Annotated in this window: 17 protein-coding genes and 1 pseudogene; 10 read left to right on the top strand and 8 right to left on the bottom strand. The window is 38.0% G+C overall.

Going from position 1 to position 23,660, the window contains the following annotated elements:
* Nucleotides 1-262: 262 nt before the first annotated feature.
* Nucleotides 263-1,182: pseudogene (locus tag B5X51_RS09105) on the bottom strand (GDP-L-fucose synthase family protein).
* A complete protein-coding gene (gene gmd, locus B5X51_RS09100; RefSeq protein WP_079720871.1) occupies nt 1,182-2,294 on the bottom strand; it encodes a GDP-mannose 4,6-dehydratase in 1,113 nt (370 codons plus the stop codon). Before gmd ends, B5X51_RS09105 begins: the two are co-directional and overlap by 1 nt.
* A 626-nt stretch (nt 2,295-2,920) precedes the next feature.
* Here gmd and B5X51_RS09095 point away from each other — a divergent pair.
* The 3 genes from B5X51_RS09095 to B5X51_RS09085 all read left to right on the top strand — a co-directional run bounded on the left by B5X51_RS09095 (nt 2,921) and on the right by B5X51_RS09085 (nt 6,430).
* The gene (locus B5X51_RS09095) at nt 2,921-4,219 is read left to right on the top strand and encodes a glycosyltransferase family 28 protein (protein ID WP_245828730.1); all 1,299 of its coding nucleotides are present in this window, start codon (nt 2,921-2,923) and stop codon (nt 4,217-4,219) included.
* A gap of 117 nt (nt 4,220-4,336) precedes the next feature.
* Nucleotides 4,337-5,299, top strand: a complete 963-nt coding sequence (locus B5X51_RS09090) for a class I SAM-dependent methyltransferase (RefSeq protein WP_176132744.1) — start codon at nt 4,337-4,339, stop codon at nt 5,297-5,299.
* Nucleotides 5,300-6,430: a glycosyltransferase family 4 protein gene (locus B5X51_RS09085; protein WP_079720868.1), complete on the top strand. Its 1,131-nt coding sequence runs from the start codon at nt 5,300-5,302 to the stop codon at nt 6,428-6,430.
* A 113-nt stretch (nt 6,431-6,543) separates the two neighbouring features.
* On the opposite strand, the gene B5X51_RS09080 is transcribed toward B5X51_RS09085, so the two are convergent.
* The gene (locus B5X51_RS09080; RefSeq protein ID WP_245828729.1) at nt 6,544-7,383 is read right to left on the bottom strand and encodes a polysaccharide pyruvyl transferase family protein; all 840 of its coding nucleotides are present in this window, start codon (nt 7,381-7,383) and stop codon (nt 6,544-6,546) included.
* A gap of 875 nt (nt 7,384-8,258) precedes the next feature.
* Here B5X51_RS09080 and neuC point away from each other — a divergent pair.
* From neuC to asnB, 3 genes are all read left to right on the top strand, one after another.
* The gene (gene neuC, locus B5X51_RS09075) at nt 8,259-9,416 is read left to right on the top strand and encodes a UDP-N-acetylglucosamine 2-epimerase (protein WP_079720867.1); all 1,158 of its coding nucleotides are present in this window, start codon (nt 8,259-8,261) and stop codon (nt 9,414-9,416) included.
* Between the two features lie 21 nt (nt 9,417-9,437).
* Nucleotides 9,438-10,130 (top strand): acylneuraminate cytidylyltransferase family protein, encoded by a 693-nt coding sequence (locus B5X51_RS09070; protein WP_079720866.1) that lies wholly within the window; start codon nt 9,438-9,440, stop codon nt 10,128-10,130.
* 254 nt (nt 10,131-10,384) lie between these two features.
* The gene (gene asnB / locus B5X51_RS09065; protein WP_079720865.1) at nt 10,385-12,112 is read left to right on the top strand and encodes an asparagine synthase (glutamine-hydrolyzing); all 1,728 of its coding nucleotides are present in this window, start codon (nt 10,385-10,387) and stop codon (nt 12,110-12,112) included.
* A gap of 712 nt (nt 12,113-12,824) precedes the next feature.
* Here asnB and B5X51_RS09060 read toward each other — a convergent pair.
* Nucleotides 12,825-15,296: a polysaccharide biosynthesis tyrosine autokinase gene (locus B5X51_RS09060; RefSeq protein ID WP_079720864.1), complete on the bottom strand. Its 2,472-nt coding sequence runs from the start codon at nt 15,294-15,296 to the stop codon at nt 12,825-12,827.
* Nucleotides 15,297-16,094, bottom strand: a complete 798-nt coding sequence (locus tag B5X51_RS09055) for a polysaccharide biosynthesis/export family protein (RefSeq protein ID WP_079721123.1) — start codon at nt 16,092-16,094, stop codon at nt 15,297-15,299. It abuts the gene before it with no gap.
* A 163-nt stretch (nt 16,095-16,257) separates the two neighbouring features.
* Between B5X51_RS09055 and B5X51_RS09050 the strand changes: the two genes are divergently transcribed.
* The 4 genes from B5X51_RS09050 (at nt 16,258) to B5X51_RS09035 (ending at nt 22,269) form a co-directional block, all read left to right on the top strand.
* Nucleotides 16,258-18,123 (top strand): ABC-F family ATP-binding cassette domain-containing protein, encoded by a 1,866-nt coding sequence (locus B5X51_RS09050; protein WP_079720863.1) that lies wholly within the window; start codon nt 16,258-16,260, stop codon nt 18,121-18,123.
* Between the two features lie 429 nt (nt 18,124-18,552).
* Entirely contained in the window at nt 18,553-19,269 is a 717-nt protein-coding gene (locus tag B5X51_RS09045) for an O-methyltransferase (RefSeq protein ID WP_317042109.1), read from the top strand.
* Between the two features lie 45 nt (nt 19,270-19,314).
* Nucleotides 19,315-20,013 carry an ABC transporter ATP-binding protein gene (locus B5X51_RS09040; RefSeq protein ID WP_079720861.1) on the top strand — a complete coding sequence of 233 codons (699 nt, stop codon included), beginning with the start codon at nt 19,315-19,317 and terminating at the stop codon, nt 20,011-20,013.
* A 207-nt stretch (nt 20,014-20,220) separates the two neighbouring features.
* Nucleotides 20,221-22,269, top strand: a complete 2,049-nt coding sequence (locus B5X51_RS09035; protein ID WP_079720860.1) for a dipeptidyl-peptidase 3 family protein — start codon at nt 20,221-20,223, stop codon at nt 22,267-22,269.
* A 146-nt stretch (nt 22,270-22,415) separates the two neighbouring features.
* Here the strand turns inward: B5X51_RS09035 and B5X51_RS09030 are convergent, their stop codons facing one another.
* The 3 genes from B5X51_RS09030 to B5X51_RS09020 form a co-directional block, all read right to left on the bottom strand.
* Nucleotides 22,416-22,997, bottom strand: coding sequence for a PhnA domain-containing protein (locus tag B5X51_RS09030; RefSeq protein WP_079720859.1), 582 nt, complete (start codon nt 22,995-22,997; stop codon nt 22,416-22,418).
* An 81-nt stretch (nt 22,998-23,078) separates the two neighbouring features.
* Complete coding sequence (locus B5X51_RS09025) at nt 23,079-23,384, bottom strand: type II toxin-antitoxin system RelE/ParE family toxin (RefSeq protein WP_079720858.1); 306 nt, start codon at nt 23,382-23,384, stop codon at nt 23,079-23,081.
* Complete coding sequence (locus B5X51_RS09020; protein WP_079720857.1) at nt 23,369-23,605, bottom strand: hypothetical protein; 237 nt, start codon at nt 23,603-23,605, stop codon at nt 23,369-23,371. Before B5X51_RS09020 ends, B5X51_RS09025 begins: the two co-directional genes overlap by 16 nt.
* Between the last annotated feature and the right edge of the window lie 55 nt (nt 23,606-23,660).

Below are 23,660 nucleotides of genomic sequence, written 5' to 3'. Positions count from 1 at the left end.
TTTTAATAATTAGAGGAATGTCAGGCTGAGCCTGATTAAACGACCGGGAGGACGATTATTCAGAAAGTCGAGCCGCCTTTTTTAACTTTAAACTCTAGCAACCCACTACCAAACACTTCGACTTTCGACTCCAAAGTCGTCGGCTAAGTGTGACAACTCGTTTTAATAATAGCTTTTTCACAAACCAGAATTGTCAGGCTGAGCCTGAATAAAAGACCGGGAGGACGATTATTCAGAAAGTCGAAGCCGGCTTTTTTAAAAACTACAAAAACGTATCTTTATAAACCTGCTCAATCCCTTTTTGAAGCGAAATTTTAGCTTCCCAGCCCAACTTATTGATTTCAGATACATCAAGAAGCTTTCTGGGAGTACCGTCGGGCTTACCAAGATCATGTACAATCTTTCCTTTATAACCCGTAAGTTTTTTAATGAGTTCGGCAAGTTCTAAAATACTGATATCCTTCCCGGTTCCTATATTCAGGGCAGTTTTAACAGACGCTCGCTGCATTAAAAAAAGCAGGCTTCAGCCAGGTCATCTACGTGCAGAAACTCTCTCTTGGGCTCACCACTACCCCAAATTGTTACCTTAGTGTTTCCATTTTGTTTAGCCTCGTGAAATTTACGTAATAAAGCAGGCAACACGTGGGAATTTTCGGGATCATAATTATCTCCCGGACCATATAAATTAGTAGGCATTACCGAAATAAAATTGCAGCCGTTCTCTTTTGTATACGCCTCACACAGTTTTAACCCCGCTATTTTCGCCAAAGCATAAGCCTCATTTGTGGGTTCTAAAGCCCCAGTCAATAAATATTCCTCCTTAATAGGTTGCGGTGCGTGTTTTGGATAAATGCAGGAAGAGCCCAAAAACAATAACTTTTTCACCCCTGACACATAGCTCTGATGGATTATATTATTCTGAATCATCAGGTTTTCATACATAAAGCCGGCAGGATGATTTTGATTGGCAACTATCCCACCTACCCTGGCTGCAGCAAGAAAAACATAATCGGGTCTTTCCCTCTGAAAAAAATCTGCCACGACCTGCTGTTGAGTGAGATCCATCTTTTGTCGGGTCTCAAGGAGAAGATTGTTAAAGCCTTCCGCCTTTAGTTTTCTCACCAAAGCCGAGCCCACCATTCCCCTGTGTCCCGCTATATAAATTTTCGCGTCTTTTCGCATCATTCATGGTAATTTAAACCTTTAAACCCATTATCGCCCAGATGTTTTTCCCTTCTAAAAAACCCAAGGTCGGCATTCACCATTTCTTTGATTAGCATTTTAATATCATATTCCGGTTCCCAGCCCAATTTCGTTTTAGCTTTTTCGGCATTCCCACATAATAAATCTACCTCTGTAGGCCTATGATAATCGGGGTCGATTCTGATAATTATTCTTCCTTTTTCTAATTGAAATTCAGGATTTGAACAGCTAACAACTTTTCCAACTTCTTCTGTACCTTTTCCTGCAAAACCTATTTCGATCCCCACTTCTGCAAGAGCCATTTTCGCAAAATCCCTTACACTGGTAGTGATTCCTGTAGCCAGAACATAATCATCGGGCTCATCTTGCTGCAGCATTAGCCACATGGCCCGCACGTAATCTTTAGCATGACCCCAATCTCTTTTGGCATCTAAATTCCCGAGATACAAACAATCTTGAAGCCCCAGGGAAAGTTGGGCTACGGCTCGGGTAATCTTTCGGGTTACAAAGGTTTCCCCTCTTCTTGGTGATTCATGATTAAAAAGGATTCCATTACAGGCGAAAATATTATATGCTTCCCTGTAGTTTACAGTAATCCAATAGGCATAAAGTTTGGCCACTCCATAGGGGCTACGCGGATAAAATGCAGTTTTTTCATCTTGCGGAGATTCCTTTATCTTCCCATACAACTCTGAAGTTGATGCCTGGTAAATACGGGTCTGTTCACTAAGACCTAAAAGACGAATCGCCTCTAAAATTCGTAAAGTTCCCATTCCATCAACATTAGCGGTATATTCTGGAATGTCAAAACTCACTTTAACGTGCGACATGGCTCCCAGGTTGTAAATCTCGTCAGGCTTTACCTCCTGGATAATTCGGGTAAGGTTCATAGAATCACAAAGATCTCCATAATGCAGTTTAAACCGAATATCCTTCTCATGAGGGTCCTGATATAAATGATCTATCCGCTCGGTATTGAACAGGGAAGAACGCCTTTTTATACCATGAACCTCATAACCTTTATCGAGAAGCAATTCGGCAAGATATGCCCCATCCTGACCGGTAATGCCTGTTATTAATGCTTTTTTCATCAGATTCTTTGAAAGACCAAGATATAAAAGTTTGGACTATTATTAGATGTTTCCCAATAGAGAAGAATACTTATTTTGGAACAATAGCGTCCTAAATATTTAAATAGCTCATTTTTTCCATTGATGAAAAAACGAACCAAAAAAATCTAGTCTTACGAAACTTTATCTAAATTTATCGTTCAATCCCTAAATTTTAGGAACTCGCATTTAGAATCAGTGCATTAGAAATTATTTCAGCCGGCTCAATCAGCCTAAAATTTTAAGTGATCTTCACTTCAAATTTTACGATAAATTTTCGTTAGGCCGAAAAAAACGATCGTTCCAAAAAGAGACTATTAAACATCAAAAAACTTTTGCCAATCAATTATAATAAGGGTTTGCTGGTCATCACGAAAAACGTTGAGGACATTAATTATTTTGGAACAAATTGAATCGGATGGATGGCACTACTATACTTTTATCAATTTATGGATTCTAAAAACACTCCTTAACAAAAAATCCTATATTTGAATTCAAGCTAACGATCAACTACGCTGAAACCTAAGAAGAAAATACTTATCCTCCTACCCGACGGGGTTGGCCTGCGCAACTTCGCCTTTACTTCATTCGTTGAACTGGGAGAACAAATGGGTTGGGAAGTGATCTTCTGGAATCACACTCCATTTGACCTTAAGGAACTGGGGTATAAGGAGATCAAAATTCAGGGCAGCGCCAGAGCACAAACCGATTTGCTAAAAAGAGCCAAGATCGAAGCTGAACTCGATCATTTTACCGATAAGTTCAAGGATCCCGTTTATCAAAGCTATAAATTCCCATTTTCAGCTAAACGTGTAAAAGACCGCATAAAGAATGGAATAGTCACGTCTTTGGTAAAAATCCATAAAGAAGAAAAAGGTTTGCAAAGACTTCGGCAAAAAATGAAGGTGTCTGAGAGAAAAAGTGATTTCTATAAAAACTGCAAAAATATTCTGAAAAAAGAAAATCCCGATCTTGTATTCTGCACCAATCAACGACCGGTTAATGCCATTGCGCCCTTAACGGCTGCACAAGACCTGGGAATTCCCACGGCTACTTTCATCTTCTCCTGGGATAATCTTCCCAAGGCAACTATGGTGGTGGAACCCGATCATTATTTCGTGTGGAGTGAGTTTATGGAGGAGGAATTACGAAAGTACTATCCCTTTATTACCGAATCACAGATACACGTAACAGGCAGTCCACAGTTCGAACCGCATTATGAAGAAAGTTATAAAATTTCAAATGAGGAGTTCTACACTTTGCACAAATTAGACAATAAAAAAAAGTACCTATGTTTTTCCGGTGATGACGTTACCACTTCTCCCCATGATGAGCTTTATCTCCAGGATGTTGCAAAAGCCGTGAAAGAATTAAATACAAAGGGAGAAAAAATTGGTGTTCTTTTTAGAAGAAGTCCTGCCGATTTTTCAAACAGATATGATTCTATAATAGAAAAATACAAAGACATTATTGTCCCCTTAGTTCCACTATGGGAAGGACAGGGAAAAGATTGGACCCATTTGCTTCCAACAAAAGCCGATTTAAAGCTCCAATCGCAAATAATTCAGCATACCTTTATGGTAATAAATGTTGGCTCCTCAATGGTATTTGACTACATCATCTATCAAAAACCTTGTGCCTATATATATTATAACCCTAAAAACATCAGGATTAAAAAAGACATCGCAGAAATTTACAACTACGTACATTTTAGATCAATGCCTTCAAAAAACTCTGTATTTTGGATCAATGATGAAAAAGAAATAAAGGAAAAAATTTCACAGGTTCTTAATGGGGATGTAAGCCAGATCATAAATGATGCTAATAAATGGTTTCAACGAATAAATTCTTCTCCAGCTGAGAATGCATCTCAAAGAATTTGGGGATTTTTAGATAAAATATCCTGAAAAATAGAATTATAAAGTTACTTTAAAACCTTTATGGAATAGAGTTGCTTTCTGACTTTCTATTCCTTGTTCAAAAAGTATGAATTCAGAATGAGCTATACCCATTTAATACCTCTAATGAAAAAAAAAGGATGTGTTTTAACTCCTGAACAGTTCCAGGAGAGGCTAAACATTGTCTTTCACGATCATGAATCGGTTATCTATGACGAGATCCATTCCGACCTACAAGAAAGTCTCCAGGAACAAATAGACCTTTTGATATCAGACCTATTTAAATATAAAAATTTCGTTCCAAAAAAAATAAATATCTTAGATATCGGCTGCGGTACCGGATTAAGCACGGAATATTTAATAAATTCTAAGCTAGAGCCTTTTGTTGAGCATATAACTATGTTGGACAGCTCCAAACAAATGCTCAATAAGGCGAAAGCCAGAGCGGCAAAATGGAACAAACCCACCAGGCTTGTAAACGGATATGTAAAGGACCTACAGGAAAAATTCGATTTGATTATTGTGTGTTCGGTATTACATCATATTCCGGATTTAAAAGATTTTTTGAGCCAGATTGACCAAATAATGAAACCTAATGGAGTACTGATACATCTGCAAGATCCGAACGCAGATTATTTAGATGATAAAATTTATAAGGAACGTCTTTCGTTTTTTAAAAACAGGCTTAGCTCCAGTTCTCAAAAAAGTAAAAGCCTAAAAGATTTCATTCCAAAACCGGCTAGACGTTCTTTAAACAGATTAAGAGGTAGAAAAGATTATATAGATTTAATAAATGACCAGTTATTGGAGGAAAAAGTGATCACTAAAAGAATGAATGCTGATGAAATTTGGAGTGTCACTGATATTCATGTTCAAAACGAAGCTAATTTATCTTCAAAAGGAATCTCATTGAATTTTCTAAAAAAGCATTTAAAAACTTTCAATCTTATCAATCAAAGATCTTATGGTTTTTTTGGAAAATTGAAAAGCGATCTTGATGATGAATTAAAACAAAAAGAAGAGAAACTTATCCGTAAGAATCAATTAAACGGCAGGAACCTTTCCTGTATTTGGATGAAAGAAATATAAATGCACATAGCCTATTTAACCCCCGAATACCCTCATTCCAACTCCAGCCCTTCCGGTGGACTTGGAACCAGTATTAAAAATCTGGCGGAGCAGCTGGTAAAAAAAGATCATAAGATTAGTGTTTTTATATATGGGCAGGAAAAAGACCTGGTTTTTGAGGAAGAAGGCATCAAATTTCATTTTATCAAACAATTAAACTTTGACTTCTTTGGCTGGTACCGCTACCGGAAATACCTGGAGTTCTACATAAACAAAGTAATCCAGGAAGAGCAGATCGACATCCTGGAAGCTCCTGACTGGACAGGGATAACCGCTTTTATGAAGCTTAAGTGTCCTCTGGTGATAAAAATGCATGGCAGCGATTCCTATTTCTGCAGGCTGGAAGGGCGGCCACAGAAAAAGAAGAATTTTTGGTTTGAGAAGCTGGCTTTAAAAAAAGCAGATCATTTGCTCTCTGTGAGCAGATTTACAGCCAATAAAACCAGGAAGATTTTCAAGTTAAAGAAAGAGATCAAGGTTATTCACAACTCGGTAGATGTAGAGACTTTCACTCCTTCTGGAGAGGAACCAGTGCCTGATACCATCCTGTATTTTGGGAGCATCATCCGGAAAAAGGGGGTGTTGGAGTTGGCGGAGATCTTTAATATAATCAACAAAAAAAATCCCAATGCCCGCCTGATAATGGCAGGTCGGGATGTACCCGATATAAGAACCGGCCAATCTACCCGGGCTCTTTTTGAAGAAATACTTGAGAAGAAGTCACTGGAAAATGTTAGTTGGCTAGGAAGCCTGCCCTACGAAAAAATAAAGGCAGAAATATCAAAAGCCTCAGTGATCGTACTCCCAAGCTTTGCCGAAGCGCTACCTATGACCTGGCTGGAAGCAATGGCCATGGAAAAGGCGATGGTCACTTCCGATATCGGCTGGGCGAAAGAGATGATGATTGCTGGCAAGACCGGTTTTACAGTATATCCTAAAAAACATGCTGCCTATGCAGAGAAAGTTCTAAAGCTGCTCAGCAACCGGGAATTGGCTGAACAGATGGGATTAGCAGCAAGGAAGCGTGTGCTTGAAAACTTTTCTACTGGCGTTATTGTAGATGAACATGTTAGGTTTTATAAGGAGATTTAGGCAATAAGCTGGTTTAGATTTGGGAAGGCTCGCTCTTCGTTCATGGTTTGGGACTACTGGTTTCAAGTTGCCACGAATTTACTTATAAAACCAGGATAACCTCATCATTAATTTTATAGAAAAGGGCAACTATTCAGTAAACCCTCCTGTACTTTTTCCAACTGATCAACTTCCGGTAAAAGAGTTTTTCTCTGCATTAATTGCAGTAATTCTTCAACCGACTTTTCAGCTTGTATAAAGTCGGCTTTATAATACGGAAGCTTTAAAGATTCGAAGTAATCCTGATATTTTATCCCATTTCCGAAGATCTTATCAGAAAATTCAACCCATAGCGCGGGAATTTTATAAGCATGGGCTACAATAAGTCCGTGCAGAGAGGAAGAAATGATATTCTCACAGCTTAGGATTTCCCTGGTAGTTTCTTCCACATCCATAGTAAGAAGATCAATTACTTTTATGTCGGGTGCATCCTGAAAAAGCTCTCTCGCTATTTTATAATCATGATAATGCGGAACAATCCCAATTTTATATTTTTTTGCTACTTCCGGATGGTAATATTTGGGTAGTAGAAGCGCCGGATCTCCATATATTTCGGGACAGTTATAACCGAGTTTCAATAAGAAATCCCTGGTTTTCGGCCCTCGTACCGCCCTGAAATCGGCTTCAGCGATTTCCTGCTCGTGATCAATAATTCCGCTACCCCAAACAATACTATGTTTATCTGCATGATGTAAAATACTTCCTACCGCCAGAAAATTTGTTTTATTCCATTTATACCAAGGCTGTTTCTTAGGCTGAACAAATTTCACTGGTTTGTCGCTTATTTTTTCTACCAGATACTTTGATAGCAAATCCCCATAATTTTCTTTTTCTCTAAAAATAAATTTGATCTCACTCCAATAGAATAAAGGAATTTCTTTTCCTCGGAAAGAAGTTTGTTGGTAATTTTTCAAAATATAACACTGTAAATTTTAAGTAGTACTCCCGGGACCGGGACTTCAAATATATTGAAAATATGTTTACTGGGCAGTTCTTAGACTTTAGTCTTTAGTCCTTAGTTTTTAGTCGGTAGTTTTATTTTTCAAATTTACAAATATCATTAAAAGGTTACCGCGCTCTTGCTTAGTCGGTAGACCTTAGTCTTTGGTCGAAAGTTTTTTCTAACGTCTAATGACTGCAAACTAAAGAAGGAGTTAATTCGTGTATTCGTTGCGGAAATCCCCCCATCATTGCGATGGAGGAATGACTGAAGCAATCTCCTCAAACGAAAACTAAGATTACACCGCTCGATTAGTCTGTAGACTTTAGTCTTTAGGCGATAGGTTTATAGTTCTAACGACTAATGACTAAAGTCTAAAGACTAAATCAATTCGTGTATTCGTTGCGGAAATCCCATTTCGATGGAGGAATGACTGAAGCAAACTGTTCAACCGAAAAACAAGATTATCACGCTCGATTAGTCTGTAGACCTTAGTCTTTGGGCGAAAGTTTTTTCTAACGCCTAATGACTAAGGTCTACAGACTATTGTTTGCTTCCCCTCATTGCGATGGAGGAACGACTGAAGCAATCTCTTCTACTTTACAAATCTCATCAAAAGATTACCGCGCTCCTTCGTCGCTCGTAATGACGAAGAGAAACAAGAAGCAAGAATAAAAAGAAAATATTCTTGCATTCGTTTATTCAGTTTCCAGTGTGGCGACCCCAGTGGTAAAAACAAAAACAATAAAATGACATTTCCCAACAGATTTGCTACTTTAGCGATACAGCCTTCCAACCAAATGAAGGATTTCAAGAAATTAACTGATAACCCACAACTGACAACCGAAAATGCCCAAAAGAAAAATTTGCGTTGTTGTTACCGCCAGGCCTTCTTACAGCCGGGTGAAAACTGCACTTACAGCAATAAAAGAGCATCCTGAGCTGGAGCTTCAATTGGTAATTGCAGGATCGGCTTTATTAGATCGCTATGGAAATGCGGTAGATTTTATTGAAAAAGATGGTTTTGAAATCGCTGCGAAAGTATTTATGGTACTGGAAGGAGAAAATCCTACTACCATGGCCAAAACAACAGGGCTGGGAGTTATGGAACTTACCAATGTTTTTTATAACCTAAAGCCCGACGCCGTACTTACCATTGCCGATAGGTTTGAGACCATAGCAACTTCTATCGCCGCAGCTTATCAAAATATTCCACTGGTACATATCCAGGGAGGTGAGGTTACAGGAAGCATTGATGAAAAAGTAAGACATGCTAACACCAAATTAGCTGATATCCACCTGGTAGCTTCGAAAGATGCCCGGGAACGTGTTATAAAACTGGGAGAAATTCCTGAAAAGGTGATCAACACCGGCTGCCCTTCTATAGATTTAGCAAAAGAAATATTGGAAAGTCCCAAACTGGATTTTGATCCTATCGAAAAATATGGAGGCGTAGGCTCTAAACTTGACTGGAAAACAGGTTATATTGTAGTTATGCAGCATCCGGTTACTACCGAGTATCAAGAGGCAAAAGCGCATATAACCGAAACTTTAAAAGCCATAAAAAAATTAGACCTACCAACTTTCTGGTTTTGGCCTAATGTAGACGCCGGGTCAGACGGCACCTCAAATGGAATAAGAACTTTTAGGGAAATTGAAAAACCGAAAAACATCCATTTCTTCAAGAATATGGAGCCTAAAGATTTTTTAAGACTTTTAAAAAACTCGAAAGCCCTGGTAGGGAATTCCAGTGTGGGTTTAAGAGAATGTGCTTATTTAGGTGTACCAGTTGTAAACATTGGGAACAGACAATTTAGGCGTATACGTGCAAAGAATGTTACCGATGTAAATTATAATTTAAATGAAATTTTAAAAGCAACCGAAAAATCGATTACTACTAATCATTTTGAGTCTTCAGAGATCTACGGAAAAGGAAATTCCGGAAAATATATAGCTGAAATTTTAGCGACTTCAGAGCTCACTTATAGTAAAACAATTACCTACTAAATTTCAAAAATCTGCTTCATTATGAAAACTCTAGGTCTTATTCCCGCCCGCGGTGGCAGCAAAGGTATTCCGGGTAAAAACATTAGACCTCTGGGAGGAAAACCATTATTGCAGTATACTTTTGAAGCCGCAACAAATTCAAAACTTTTAAATAAGGTTATCCTCAGCTCAGATGATGAGGAAATTATTGAAATTGCAAAACAGCTTGAACTCGAGGTTCCTTTTAAGAGACCCATTAACCTGGCTGAAGATTCGAGTTCCAGCCTGGAAGTTGTTCAGCACGCCTTAAATTACTACCTGAAGCAGGGAATTAATTTTGATGCTGTATGTTTATTGCAGCCCACTACTCCATTTAGAAAAGCTGGTTTTATAGATGAATGCATACTTAAATTTAAAGATGGTAATTTTGATTCTTTAGTTTCGGTGCGAAAAGTACCCAAAGAATATAATCCGCATTGGGTATTTGAGGAAAATCAGGGAGCGCTTAAAATCGCTACCGGCGAAAAAGAGATAATAAGCAGAAGACAGGATTTACCAAAAGCTTACCATAGGGATGGCGCAATTTACCTAACTAAAACAGAAGTGCTTTTGAATGAAAACTCACTTTTTGGAAAAAATATTGGTTTTGTAGATACGAGTGCTTATCCTTATATAAATATTGACACACGAGAAGATTGGAAAAGAGCGGAAGAGATTTTGGATAATAAAAGTTGAAAGAGAGGCTGACGAACTTTAAGTCGTCAAGCTGAACTTGTTTCAGCTTCTAACATGAGCTAAATATCAATAACTTAGATCCTGAAACAAGTTCAGGATGACTGTTGAAAATTTCAGATAGTATTGGACTTTTATCAATAACTTAGATTCTGAAATAAATTCAGAATGACGATAAATTGTATTTTCAATAAGCTCAGATCCAGAAGTATTTGCATAGATCTTATTTAAAAATACAAGCAAAATATAATTAAAGCATGTGCGGAATCGCAGGGATAATTTCAGCAAAACATAACATCGGAAATCTTCAGGAGATGCTAAAACTTCAGCAGCATCGCGGGCCTGATCATACCGGGGAATATGTTGATCCCGGATATTGTGCCCTGGGTCATAACCGACTTTCCATTATTGATCTTTCTGCAAAGGCCAATCAACCCTTTACGGATAATTCCGGGCGATATCACCTTACATTTAATGGTGAAATATATAATTATATAGAATTAAAACAGAAGTTAAAGGCCTACTATAATTTCAAAACAGAATCTGATACCGAAGTTTTACTGGCCGCATTTATAGTTTGGGGGAAATCCTGTTTAAATCAGCTCAACGGTATGTTTGCTTTTGCTATTTGGGATAATTATGAGAAAAAACTATTTGCTGCACGTGATAGATTTGGCGTGAAACCTTTCTTTTATTCCATAGAAGATAAAGAATTCTATTTCAGCAGTGAGATTAAAGCTATAAAAAGCCTTTTAAAGTCTAATTCACCTCATGAACAGGTATGGGCTAATTATTTTGCCTATGGTTCTTATGGAATGCCCGGAGAGACTTTTCACCAAAATATACAGCAACTTCCTGGAGGACATTTCTTAGAATATCACGGTGAAAATTTAAAACTTAACAAGTGGTATAATTTTGAAGATAGCCTGGAATCCTATTCTCATATTTTATCCTTTGAGGAAGCAAAGAAATCATATTTGGAAATTTTAAATGATAGCATTTCCCTGAGGTTTAGAGCTGATGTGCCTATTGGTTTTAATATTAGTGGCGGGGTTGATAGCTCACTTTTATTGGCTTTGGTAAATCGGCATCACAATAACAAAAATATTCAAGCTTATACATTCTATACCGGGAATGAAAATTATGACGAATTAGCCTGGGTAGAAAAGATGATTGAGACTACCCAGAATCCACTAAAAAAAGTCAAAATTCAGCCGACTGATGTTATAGAAAATGCACAATTCCTAAGTAATATTCAGAACGAGCCATATGCCGGTTTACCTACTTTAGCTTATGCTACTTTGTTTGAAGCAGCAAAAAAAGACGGAATAAAAGTACTTCTGGACGGCCAGGGAATGGACGAGCAATGGGCTGGTTATGATTACTATCAAAAATCTGGAAGTAGCACTACCATCCAGGGAACGGGAAAGGTAAATCCATTTCGAGCAAATGTTTTAAAGAAAGATTTTAGACAGCTGGCTGAAAAACCAGTCTACCCTACCCCTTTTAACAACGAATTACAAAACCTGCAATATCGCGATCTTTTTTATACAAAAATTCCACGAGCATTAAGATTCAACGACCGAATTTCTATGGCTTATAGCACAGAATTGCGAGAACCATTTCTGGATTACAGAATGGTAGAATTTGCTTTTTCGCAGCCTAAAGAATACAAGATTGCTAATGGGTTTCAAAAATTTCTGATCAGGGAAATACTTAAAGAAATAGCTCCAAAAGATCTAAGCTATGCACCCAAACGTCCGTTGCAAACACCACAAAGAGAATGGCTGGGCAACGAGCTAAAAGACTTTACAGAAGAAAATTTAGAAAAAATCAGATATTCCAAAGCATCACATTGGTTCAATTTTGAGGAAATCCAAAAGGAATGGAGAAATTATCAAAACGGAGACAACCAAAGCAGTTTTCATATCTGGCAGTGGATTAATACAGGCCTGCTAATGGGGGAGGTAGTTGATAGACTTTAGCTTTTAGACGGTGTCTTTTAGTTCTAACATCTATCGACTACAAACTATAGATTGTTTAAATGCTTTACGAAAAAAAGTCGGTAGGCTTTAGTCTTTAGGCGGTAGGTTTTCTTAAACTTCTAATGTCTATTGTCAAAAACTAAGGACTGATTATAATCGTAGCAAAATAGTTGGTAGACCTTAGTCTTTAGATGAGAGGTTTTTTCTAATGTCTAATGACTACAGATTATTGACTAATCTATTCAAAAGATTACCACGCTCCTGCGTCGCTCGTAATGACGAAGAGAAACAAAGGAAAAAACTGAACTTAGAGAATAGAAAAAAGAGACAAGAATAGAGACAAAATATTCGTGTATTCGTGGCGAAATTTTAGAAAAGCGTCATTGCGATGGAGGAACGACTGAAGCAATCTCTTCAAGCTAAAACTCCTATCAAAAGATTACCACGCTCCTGTGTCGCTCGTAATGACGACGAGAAACAAAGGAAAAACTGAACTTAGAGAATAGAATAAAGACAAAATATCCGTGTATTCGTGGCGAAATTTTAGAAAAGCGTCATTGCGAAGGAGGAACGACCGAAGAAATCTCTTCAAGCTAAAACTCATAACAAAAGATTACCACGCTCCTGCGTCGCTCGTAATGACGACGAGAAACAAGAAGCAAATATTCAAGTATTCGTGGCTAAGTATTCTACAGACTTACGACTATAAAACCTACTCAAAATTCCGCATTGCTTTTTTCCACCAGCGTTTGAATTTTCGGGTGGGATCAGATTTTTCTACGTAGCCTTTGGAGTAACGGTTGTAACCATAGCCGTAACCATAGCCGTATCCGTAGCCATAGCCGTATCCATAACCATATTTTGCTCTATGTACAAAATGGTTTAATACAAAGCTGATGTTCTTTATTTCCCCTTTACCGTATTTCTCGTTGATAGACTCCAACATTCCGCGCTTTGTATAATCCTGGCGTACCAGGTAAATTGTAGCATCTGCGTGTTTTACCAGGTTTAAAGCATCGGCTACCATCCCAATTGGCGGGGTATCCAGGATAATATAATCGTATTTCTGCTTTAATTCTTCCATCAACTTATCCATTTGCTCGTTGATAAGCAATTCTGAAGGATTCGGAGGCACCGGCCCGGCGGTGATCACATCAAGATAAGGAATCTTACTTGGCTGGATAATCTCATCGCTACTCGCCTGGTCTATCAAATAATTTACAACTCCAATATCATTATTTAATTGGAAATCATCGAAGATCTTCGGCTTTCTTAAATCGACCCCTACCAGCACCGTTTTTCGTTCACTTAGGGCAAAAACCGTTGCCAGGTTCATCGCACAAAAAGTTTTACCTTCCCCTGAAACTGAAGAAGTAATCAGCAAGGTTTTTGAACCGGTAACGCCCTGTTTTTTATACATAAACTGGAGACTGGATCGCAAGCCCCGAAATCCTTCAGCAATAGAAGATTTAGGATTGCTAAAAACCACCAAATTAGAATCCATCTTACTTTTTCCAATCATACCCAAAATAGGGATTGGCGACAAGCGCGTCACTTCCTGTGCGTTATGAATATTGGTATTCAGGAAAACTAACAAAAACACAAAAGTTAAGGGAATTACGCCTCCAACCAGGACAGCCATTACGTAGTTAAGCTGGGTATTGGGGCCAATTTGACCTCCACCAGTATCTTTAGCCGAATCGATCACCATCACATCACTTACGTTTGCAGCTTTTATTAGTCCTGCCTCGCTCCTCTTTTCCAGGAACATATTGTAAGATTTCTCATTAAGGCTATAACGACGCTCAATTTTTAGTAAATCCTGTTCTTCCTGCGGAAGTTTGCTAATCTCAGATTCCAGTTGTGCGATTTGCCGATTAATATCCTGCTGTTCTTGCTGCAATAGCCCCTTAGAAGAACTGATGTTCTCCAGCAAAATAGATTTAACCGAATTTATTTGTCGGTCTATATCATCAAAAACCGGGGAGTTTTCTTTAAGTGAATACTGGTAATTACTCCTTTCTTCTGCTAGAGCAATGATTCGGGACACGCCACCGGCGATGCTTCCTTCTGAAATCCCGGCTACAGAAGGTGCAGGAACATTGGAATAGTCATTTCGGGTTTCCAGGTAATTTCTTAAAGTTTCATAATAAGAAATTTGTCTCCTTATCTCTTCTTTTCTAAGGTCTAAAGTTGAAAGCTTATTAGAGAGCTGGGAGCTTTCTGCAGAAATATCCATTATAGCATTCTCATTGCGGAATTGATTCAGCTCTGCTTCTACCAATTTTAAGGCTTCAGATTGTACTGCCAAACTAGAGTCTATAAACCGAATGGTTTTGGTAGCAAAAAGGTTTTTCCGCGCCAGCATATTTTCACTAAGCACTCTTACGGTCCCATTTAAATAATCAACAAGCCTGGCTTTATTTCCGCCGGTTTGATTCATTCTTAGCACCGAAGAACCCTGAGATTCCGGACTCACATTTACATTACGATACCTCCCTACAGCTGAGTCAAAATTCATAAAACTCACGTAAAAAGGGATGCCGGCTTGTAAAGGCTGATCTACCCTAAGTATAGTCCCCTGAAAGAAAGGAAGTCGAACTTGCTCTCCCGATTTGTAATTCTTACTAAACTCTTTAGCATCAACCTCCCGGTATGTTTTTTCTTTAGTTTTATAATTCTGAAGGCTTAAACTTGCAGGAACATTCGCTTTTAAATTGTAGGTTACCGAATCTATAAAGGTAATCGTCATCGTTACATTTGTAGCCTGGGCTTTTGCGGTATCTGCAACTACTGTGAACGGAGTGCTTCCATAAGCATCTATACGTTGATATTCGCCGTCTTTTAAATATTGGGTATAAAACTGAAGTTCCTCTACCACCTCTTCGTTATGCGACCGCGATCGCAGGATGGTCATAGCCGTATTTACTTTATCTGAAGTTCCTCCCCAGTTAAAAGTTAAACTGGTATTACTAGTAAAAAATGGGTTTTGATCATCTTTTATAGAAATGGAATTTCCCAAGTTATACACCGGTAATTTCCTAACGTTATTGTAATAAGCAACCGCCAAACTAATCCCTACCGAAAGCAAAATAAGCTTCCAGTAACTTATAACTTTTAGCACAAAACCTTTAAAATCGAAGGTTGAGCCAACATCTGATATGTGATCGTCTTCGTGCGCCATTTAAATTCTGCTAAATAATAAGATGGTTGTGGTCACAAAAGATAAAATGGTGACTCCTGTTCTAAATATTTCCAAGCCTGTTGTTCCCAATCCCAGTGCCTTCTGAGGCAAAGCATTTACCAAAATAAGGTCGTTAGGTTGTATATAATAATATTCACTTTTGGTTGCATCAATATCGGTTAGGTCTATTTTGTGAACTTCTTCTCCATATGGATACTGCCTTATAATCTTTACATTTTCCATATCGCCATATTCAGAAATTCCGCCGGCATTGGCCACGGCCTCCATGATGGTTACTTTTTCTTTATAGATTACCTGGCTACCGGTTCCTATCTCGCCAAGAGTGGTATATCGTATTCCTGCCAGTTTTACAGTAACAAAAAGATTGGCTTCCTTTCTAAAATAATTTTCCAGCAATAAGTTTTCTATTTTCTCTCTTATTTCCTTTTCGGTATAGCCTAAAACATTTACCTCTCCAAGGGTAGGCACTCGAATATTCCCGTGCTCGTCTACCGTAAAACCATCAAAATAAACAGCTTCTTCTGTAGTGGCATTCGGATTTGCCTCTCCAACTGGATTAAACATTCCTACTAACTCCTGGTCCAGGGCTTTTACCCGAATACTTAAAAGATCTCCGGTTTGAATACGGTAGGGCTTTTTTAGTTGTTGAATTTGAATAACACTATCCAATTTCCCCTCATTATCTTGAAGATAGGTAGTTTTTTTAGTAGAAATACAAGACGAGAAACTTAAAAACCCCGCCAGTAAGATTAAAATGAGAGTGTATCTTTTCAGCATTTTGCTATTGATTCGGGACATCAAGATGATTTAAATCGACCAACACCATTTTCGCTGGAAAACCATCATCTTAATTTAGATAGTTTTAACAAATATAGTTTTTGTAGGCTAATAATAAAATTAAGTCGCAATTTTCCTTTTATTTTGCACAAAACTCAAGCCTGTGAATTATTTAAGTGTAGAAAATATTGCTAAAGCCTACGGGGAACGCGTGTTATTCGAAGATATTTCTTTCGGAATCAATGAAGGACAAAAAGTAGGATTTATAGCTAAAAACGGAACCGGAAAAACTTCCCTTCTAAATATCCTGGCAGGATTTGATTCGCCAGATGCCGGTAAGGTGGTATACAGAAAGGATATTACAACCGCATTTCTTCCGCAGGAGCCTAATTTAGATCCAAATTTAACGGTTGAAGAAACTATATTTTCTTCAGATAATGAAATTCTGAATATTATAAACCGCTACGAAAAAGCGCTTAAAAATCCTGATGATGCTGAAGCTTATCAAAAGGCTTTTGAGGAAATGGACGCTGCACAAGCCTGGGATTTTGAAACCCAGTACAAGCAAATTTTGTTTAAACTAAAACTGGACGATCTTTCTAAAGAAGTGAAACACCTTTCGGGCGGACAAAAAAAGCGATTAGCCCTTACTGTAATGCTATTGCAGAAACCAAATTTCATCATAATGGATGAGCCTACCAACCACCTGGATCTGGATATGATCGAGTGGCTGGAGGAATATTTTAAAAAGGAGAACTTTACCATTTTTATGGTCACTCACGATAGGTATTTCCTGGAGCGGGTTTGTAATGAGATCGTTGAGCTTGATCACGGTAATCTTTACACCTACAAAGGGAATTACGGCTATTACCTGGATAAAAAAGATGCCAGGATGGCCCAGGAAGCCACCAACACCGAAAAAGCCAAACAGCTTTACAAAAAAGAATTGGACTGGATGCGACGCCAACCTAAAGCGCGTACCACAAAATCTAAATCCAGGATAGACGATTTTCAGGATATTAAAGACCGGGCTCATAAACGCCGCCAGGATCACGAGGTGCAGCTCGAATTAAATATGGAACGTCTGGGCAGCAAAATTGTGGAACTCCATAATATTGGGAAATCTTTCCAGGATAAACAATTGCTGGAAAATTTTAGCTATAATTTTAAACGAGGGGAACGCATTGGCATTATTGGAAAAAACGGTACCGGAAAATCAACTTTCCTAAATATTCTAACCGGAGGAGTCAAACCCGATACAGGGAAAGTAGTGATTGGGGAAACCATAAAATTCGGTTATTACACCCAGGCGGGAATTAATATTAAACCCGGCCAGAAAGTTATTGAAGTAATTCGGGAGTTTGGTGATTATATTCCATTGAAAAAAGGGCGACAAATTTCGGCACAGCAACTTTTAGAGCGATTTTTATTCGATCGCAAAAAACAATACGATTTTGTTGAAAAGCTAAGTGGTGGTGAACGCAAACGACTTTACCTCTGCACGGTGCTTATTCAAAATCCAAATTTCCTGATTCTCGATGAACCTACTAACGATCTTGATATCGTTACGCTTAACGTACTGGAAAGCTTCCTGCTGGACTTTCCGGGTTGTTTATTAGTGGTTTCCCACGACAGGTATTTTATGGATAAGATCGTCGATCACCTTTTCGTTTTTCAAGGAAATACAGAAGTTCAGGATTTTCCAGGGAATTACACCGATTATCGTGCCTATGAAGATAGTGCTACGGCAGAAGCCAGAGAAGAAACTTCACAAAACGACAACAATAAAAAAGATTGGAAAAAGACCAGTTCCGGTTCTAAACTGAATTATAATGAACAAAAGGAGTTTGGAAAACTGGAAAAAGAAATCGCAAAATTAGAAAAGAAAAAAGAGAAACTTCAGCAAAAATTCCTGGAAGACTTAGATCCCGATGAAATTAAAGAAAACTCAATAAAACTGCAGGAAATAGATGATGCCATAAAAACTAAAACCGAACGCTGGTTTGAGCTTGGCGCGAAGGTGGAATAGATTCAGTTGTGAGTTTTTAGTGAGCAGTAAGCAGTATTAAACTAAAAAATTATGAACAGTTTGAAATGAAATTTTGTTTGTATAAATTATCTAATAGTTTAAAAAATCGTCAAGCTGAATTTATTTCAGCTTCTAACTTGATAGAATTATCCTCATCTTAGATCCTGAAATAAATTCAGGATGACGAAAATATCTCTTTTCGAACTGTTCAATATAAAATATAGTAATTTAAGCAAACTACCTCATGGCAAGTCCTAGATGTATTTTTGAGAAATATAATTTGATTTCGAGACAAGCTTCTGAGCATTTAAATCTCGATTATCGAACAAAATAAAACCACAAACTACTCTGCGTCTAAAATCCTACATAAAATTCCTTCTAAAATCCCAAAATCAACACGGATTACATTCGCCGTTTGTATACGATTTGGTGACGAATTGCTTTTATGATAAAAGGAGATATGAAGAATATAAGCTTCTAAACGAATACCGAAAAGATCTTTTAAAGAATGATAAAACAATTCAGGTGACCGATTTTGGTGCCGGAAGTAGGGTGTTTACCTCCGATGAACGTACAATTTCAGCTATCGCAAAAAATGTAGGGATTCCGAAGAAAAGGGCCAGATTTCTATTTCGGTTAGCTAATTATCTAAACTGCAAGAATATTTTGGAGCTAGGCACTTCCCTGGGAATTGGAACCTCAGCCCTTGCAGTGAATACTAAAAGCGCAGTAACTAGTATCGAAGGCTGCCCACAAACGGCCGATGTGGCCAGAAATCAGTTGAAAAAATTCGGGTTAAGTAATGTGAAACTTAAAGTTGGTGAGTTTGAAGAAATTCTTTCAAAATTTATAGTATTTTCTAATAAAACCACAAACAATAAACAACAAACCCAGTACGACTTAATTTATTTTGATGGCCACCACACAAAAGAAGCAACCTTAAAATATTTTAAACTACTGCTTCCAGCAGCCCATAATAATTCGGTTTTTATTTTTGATGATATCCACTGGTCTCCCGGAATGGAAGCTGCCTGGGAAGAGATTAAAACGCATCCTGAGGTAAGGGTAAGCATTGATACATTTTTTCTCGGACTTGTATTTTTTAGACAAGAGCAGGCAAAACAGCATTTCACAATAAGATTGTAACAAAAAGTGGAAAGCAGCGTCCTATAAACACAAAATTATTTCCGCATGAGTAAAGTCATTGAGATTAGGCAAATTACCCGAGATTTTCCACTTGGAAATGAAGTGGTGAAAGTTTTAAAAGGTATAGACCTGGATATTGATAGGGGTGAATATGTTGCTATTATGGGTCCTTCCGGATCCGGAAAATCTACTTTAATGAACTTACTGGGCTGCCTGGATACACCAACTTCCGGGACTTATATTCTAAATGGAAAAGATGCAAGTCAAATGGGTGACGATGAACTTGCCGAAATCAGGAATAAAGAGATCGGATTTGTTTTTCAAACCTTTAACCTGCTACCCAGGACTACCGCTTTAGAGAATGTTGCTTTACCAATGATCTATGCCGGCTACAGCAAACCAGACCGTAAAAAACGTGCGGAAGAGGTTTTAACCAACGTAGGACTTGGAGATAGAATGGATCATAAACCCAATCAACTTTCGGGAGGACAACGTCAAAGAGTTGCCGTAGGAAGGGCTTTGGTTAACAAACCTTCTATAATTCTCGCCGATGAACCTACCGGAAACCTGGATTCAAAAACTTCATTGGAGATTATGAATCTTTTTGATGAAATTCACGCTGCAGGAAATACCGTGATTTTGGTTACTCACGAAGAAGAAGTTGCCCTCCACGCACACCGAATTATTCGCCTTCGCGATGGAATGGTAGAAAGTGATGAGCGCAAAGAAGTAATTAGCCAATAAGTAATTATCCGGATAAATTTCTTCCCGAAATTTAATCGCACTTAGTTTATTTTATTTCTTAAAACGGTTTTTTATATAAGCCGGGCTTCTGCATATTTCTAAAATTCCCAAAGTATCTCCTAAAATTGAAATGAGGGCTGATTTCCACATTGGGAAGCCTCGCATAAAGGGGATTATTCTTAACTTTGAAATCTAAATAATCACACAATGACACATAAATTTGGAATTTTGCTGCTTGCGTTGGCAAGCATTTTTATTTCCTGTAACGACCAGGAAAAAGAGTCGGATACTAATCAGGAACAAACCGAAAACACTGAGAATAACTCTATTAAAGTAGATGAATTTGCAGATATTAAAATCCTTAGGTACGAAATACCCGGATGGGAAAATCTGGATCTCAAAGAGCAAAAATTAGTTTATTATCTTACCCAGGCAGGCCTTGCCGGGCGAGATATTATTTGGGCTCAAAACTACAAACACAATCTAAAGATTAGAAAAGCTTTAGAGAATGTGTATACCAATTACGAAGGCGATAAAAATTCTGAAGATTGGAAAGCTTTTGAAACCTACCTGAAACGAATTTGGTTTTCCAACGGTATTCATCATCATTATTCTAATAATAAGATCAAACCAGATTTTGATAAAGAATACCTGCAATCATTATTATCGGAAACCAATACAGAATTTAGTGGAGCGCCTTTAGAAGTTATTTTTAACGATAAGGATGCTAAAAAAGTAAACTTAGATGAAGCACAAGGTTTACTTTCGGGATCTGCCACCAATTTTTACGGAGCAGATGTCACCGCTGATGAAGTTGAAGAATTTTATTCAAATAAAAAATCGCCTAATCCCGAGAAACCGCTTTCTTTCGGTCTCAATTCTAAACTTGTCAAGGAAAACGGGCAATTAAAGGAACAGGTATATAAAGTTGATGGCCTATATGGCGATGCAATTTCTGAAATTATCAAATGGCTAGAAAAAGCTGAAGCGGTTGCCGAAAACGAAAAACAAGCTAATGCTTTAGGACTTCTCATAGAATATTATAAAACCGGAGACCTTGAAATTTGGGACGATTATAATGTTGCATGGGTTGAAGCCACAGAAGGAGATATTGATTATATCAACGGATTTATCGAAGTCTATAATGACCCATTAGGCTACCGTGGTTCTTATGAGAATATTGTGCAGATAAAAGATTTCGATATGTCTCAAAAAATGAAAGTTTTGGAAGATAATGTGCAATGGTTCGAAGACAATGCCCCTATCATGGATGAGCACAAAAAAGAAGAAGTAGTTGGCGTAACCTACAAAACCGTTATTGTTGCCGGGGAAGCAGGAGATGCTTCACCCAGTACGCCTATTGGTGTAAATCTTCCTAATGCAAACTGGATAAGACAGGAACACGGAAGTAAATCTGTTTCTCTGGGAAATATTATTAACGCTTATAGCAAAGCTGGCGGAAGCGAAAAACTAAAAGAGTTTTCTCACGATGAGGAAGAGATTGAGCTGAGTGAGCAGTACGGCGAACAGGCCGATAAATTACATACTGCACTCCACGAAGTAGTGGGCCACGCATCGGGTAAAATCAACGAGGGAGTTGGCCAGACCAAAGAAACCTTAAAAAGTTATGCCTCTACTATGGAAGAGGGTCGTGCTGATTTAGTGGGACTTTATTACCTCATGGATCCAAAATTAGAAGAATTAGGATTAACTGATGATCATATGGAGCTGGGGAAAGCGGCTTATAACGATTATATCAGGAATGGAATGCTGGGTCAATTAACCAGGATCGAGATAGGCGAAAACATTGAGGAATCTCACATGAGAAACAGGATGTGGGTAAGTTCCTGGGTTATTGAAGAAGGAAAGGAAGATGGAGTGATCGAAAAAGTTCAAAAAGACGGAAAGACTTATTACGACATTAAGGATTACAAAAAACTTAGAGAACTTTTTGGAGAGTTATTACGTGAAACTCAAAGAATCAAATCTGAAGGTGATTACGAAGCTGCCAAAAACCTGGTAGAAAATTATGGTGTAAAAGTAGATCAGGAAATTCACAAAGAAGTCTTAGAACGAAATGCGGTCTTTAAGTCAGCGCCTTACAGCGGATTTGTAAATCCTGAGCTAGTAACCGAAACGGACGAAAACGGTGAAATCACAACTATTAAGGTAACTCAGCCGGAAAGCTTTGAAGGCCAAATGCTGGAGTATTCAAAGAAATATAACTTTTTAAAGGAAGACGCCGGAGCGGAATAAAAGATTATTAAGAAGCGAAAATCATGAAATTTCCTTCTTCAATTTTTCTGTAAAATCTAAAGCCACGAATACAGTTTGTATTCGTGGCTTTTTTATTTAAAAATGTGAACAGCGATTATTGGAAATAGCTGTTCCAAAAATTCAACTTATACTTTCTTTACAAATTTGGTCAAAATAACAATTTGCTGGCCTTCAACCTTTCCTTCAATTTGTTCTGCATTGTCGTGTACTAAAGAAACCCGGCGCACAGCAGTTCCGCGTTTAGCGGTTAAACTACTGCCTTTCACATTTAAATCTTTAATAAGCACTACGGTATCACCGGCTTCGATTACTGCACCATTGCTATCTTTATGGGTAACTTCAGCCGTAGTGTTTTCTTCGGAAACCAACTGGGATTTGGCAAAAGCTTTCAGCTCGTCTTCCATATACATCATATCCAGCAAATCCTGCGGCCAACCTTCGGCTTTTAATTTTGTCAGCATTTGAAAAGCAGTTACCTGAACAGCAGGAACTGTACTCCACATACTATCGTTTAAACAACGCCAGTGATTTACCTCAACTTTATCAAAATCTTCCAACTGCTCAGTGCAAACCTCGCAAGCCATAAAACTTCCATCGGTAGCTTCCCCGGGGAAATTCTCAAGGCTATAAACCTGTAAATTATCTGTGGCACTGCAAAGTTCGCAGGTACTATCGCTGCGCTCCCTTAATTCTTGTTCTAAACTCATTCTTAATTTTTGAAGTTGCGAAGATAAGATATAAAACTAAAAAACACCTCGCTATGATTCAATAGATAACCACTGTGTAGCTCATTTTTCGAGTTGTTTTTCTAGTTTTTCGGGATTCTGCCTACTGTCCCAAATAGTCAATATAAAAATTTGGTTCTTCTTTATTTCATAAATGAGTAAGTAATCCCTAACAACTTTAATTCGAACGTTCTTGCTATCTGTAGGTTTTCCTATTTCGGGATAATTAGTAATTAGTTTTTCGGCTTGCCTGAATAATTTTGCTAGTTTTCTGCTGTAAACTTTGGATTTATTTCTTTTTATCCAGTATTCCAGGATTTCTTTTCTATCATTCTGAGCTCTTAAAGACCAAATTACCTTTTTAGCCATTCGTCAATTTCTTGATTGGCTTCCTCACTAGTCAAATAATCTCCGTTATTGATCTGTTCCCTCGCTTCTTCTATTGCAAGCTTTTGTTCATCACTCAAATTATAGGTTTTCTGAGTTTTATTCTCTCGGTCTAAGTAACGGTAGAGTTCTTCAAGCAAATTTTTATTATCGGATGAATTTATCTCCCGGATTAACTTTTCTCGTATTTCAGCAGTTTTCATAGCGGTAAATTTCACTCCTTTAAGTTAAGAAATTCTGAGTAAACTACCTCGGGGC

The organism is Salegentibacter holothuriorum, from assembly GCF_900168045.1.
Taxonomy (GTDB): Bacteria; Bacteroidota; Bacteroidia; order Flavobacteriales; family Flavobacteriaceae; genus Salegentibacter; species Salegentibacter holothuriorum.
Note: the sequence above shows the minus strand (reverse complement) of the source record. Positions and strands in the feature narration are given on the sequence as shown.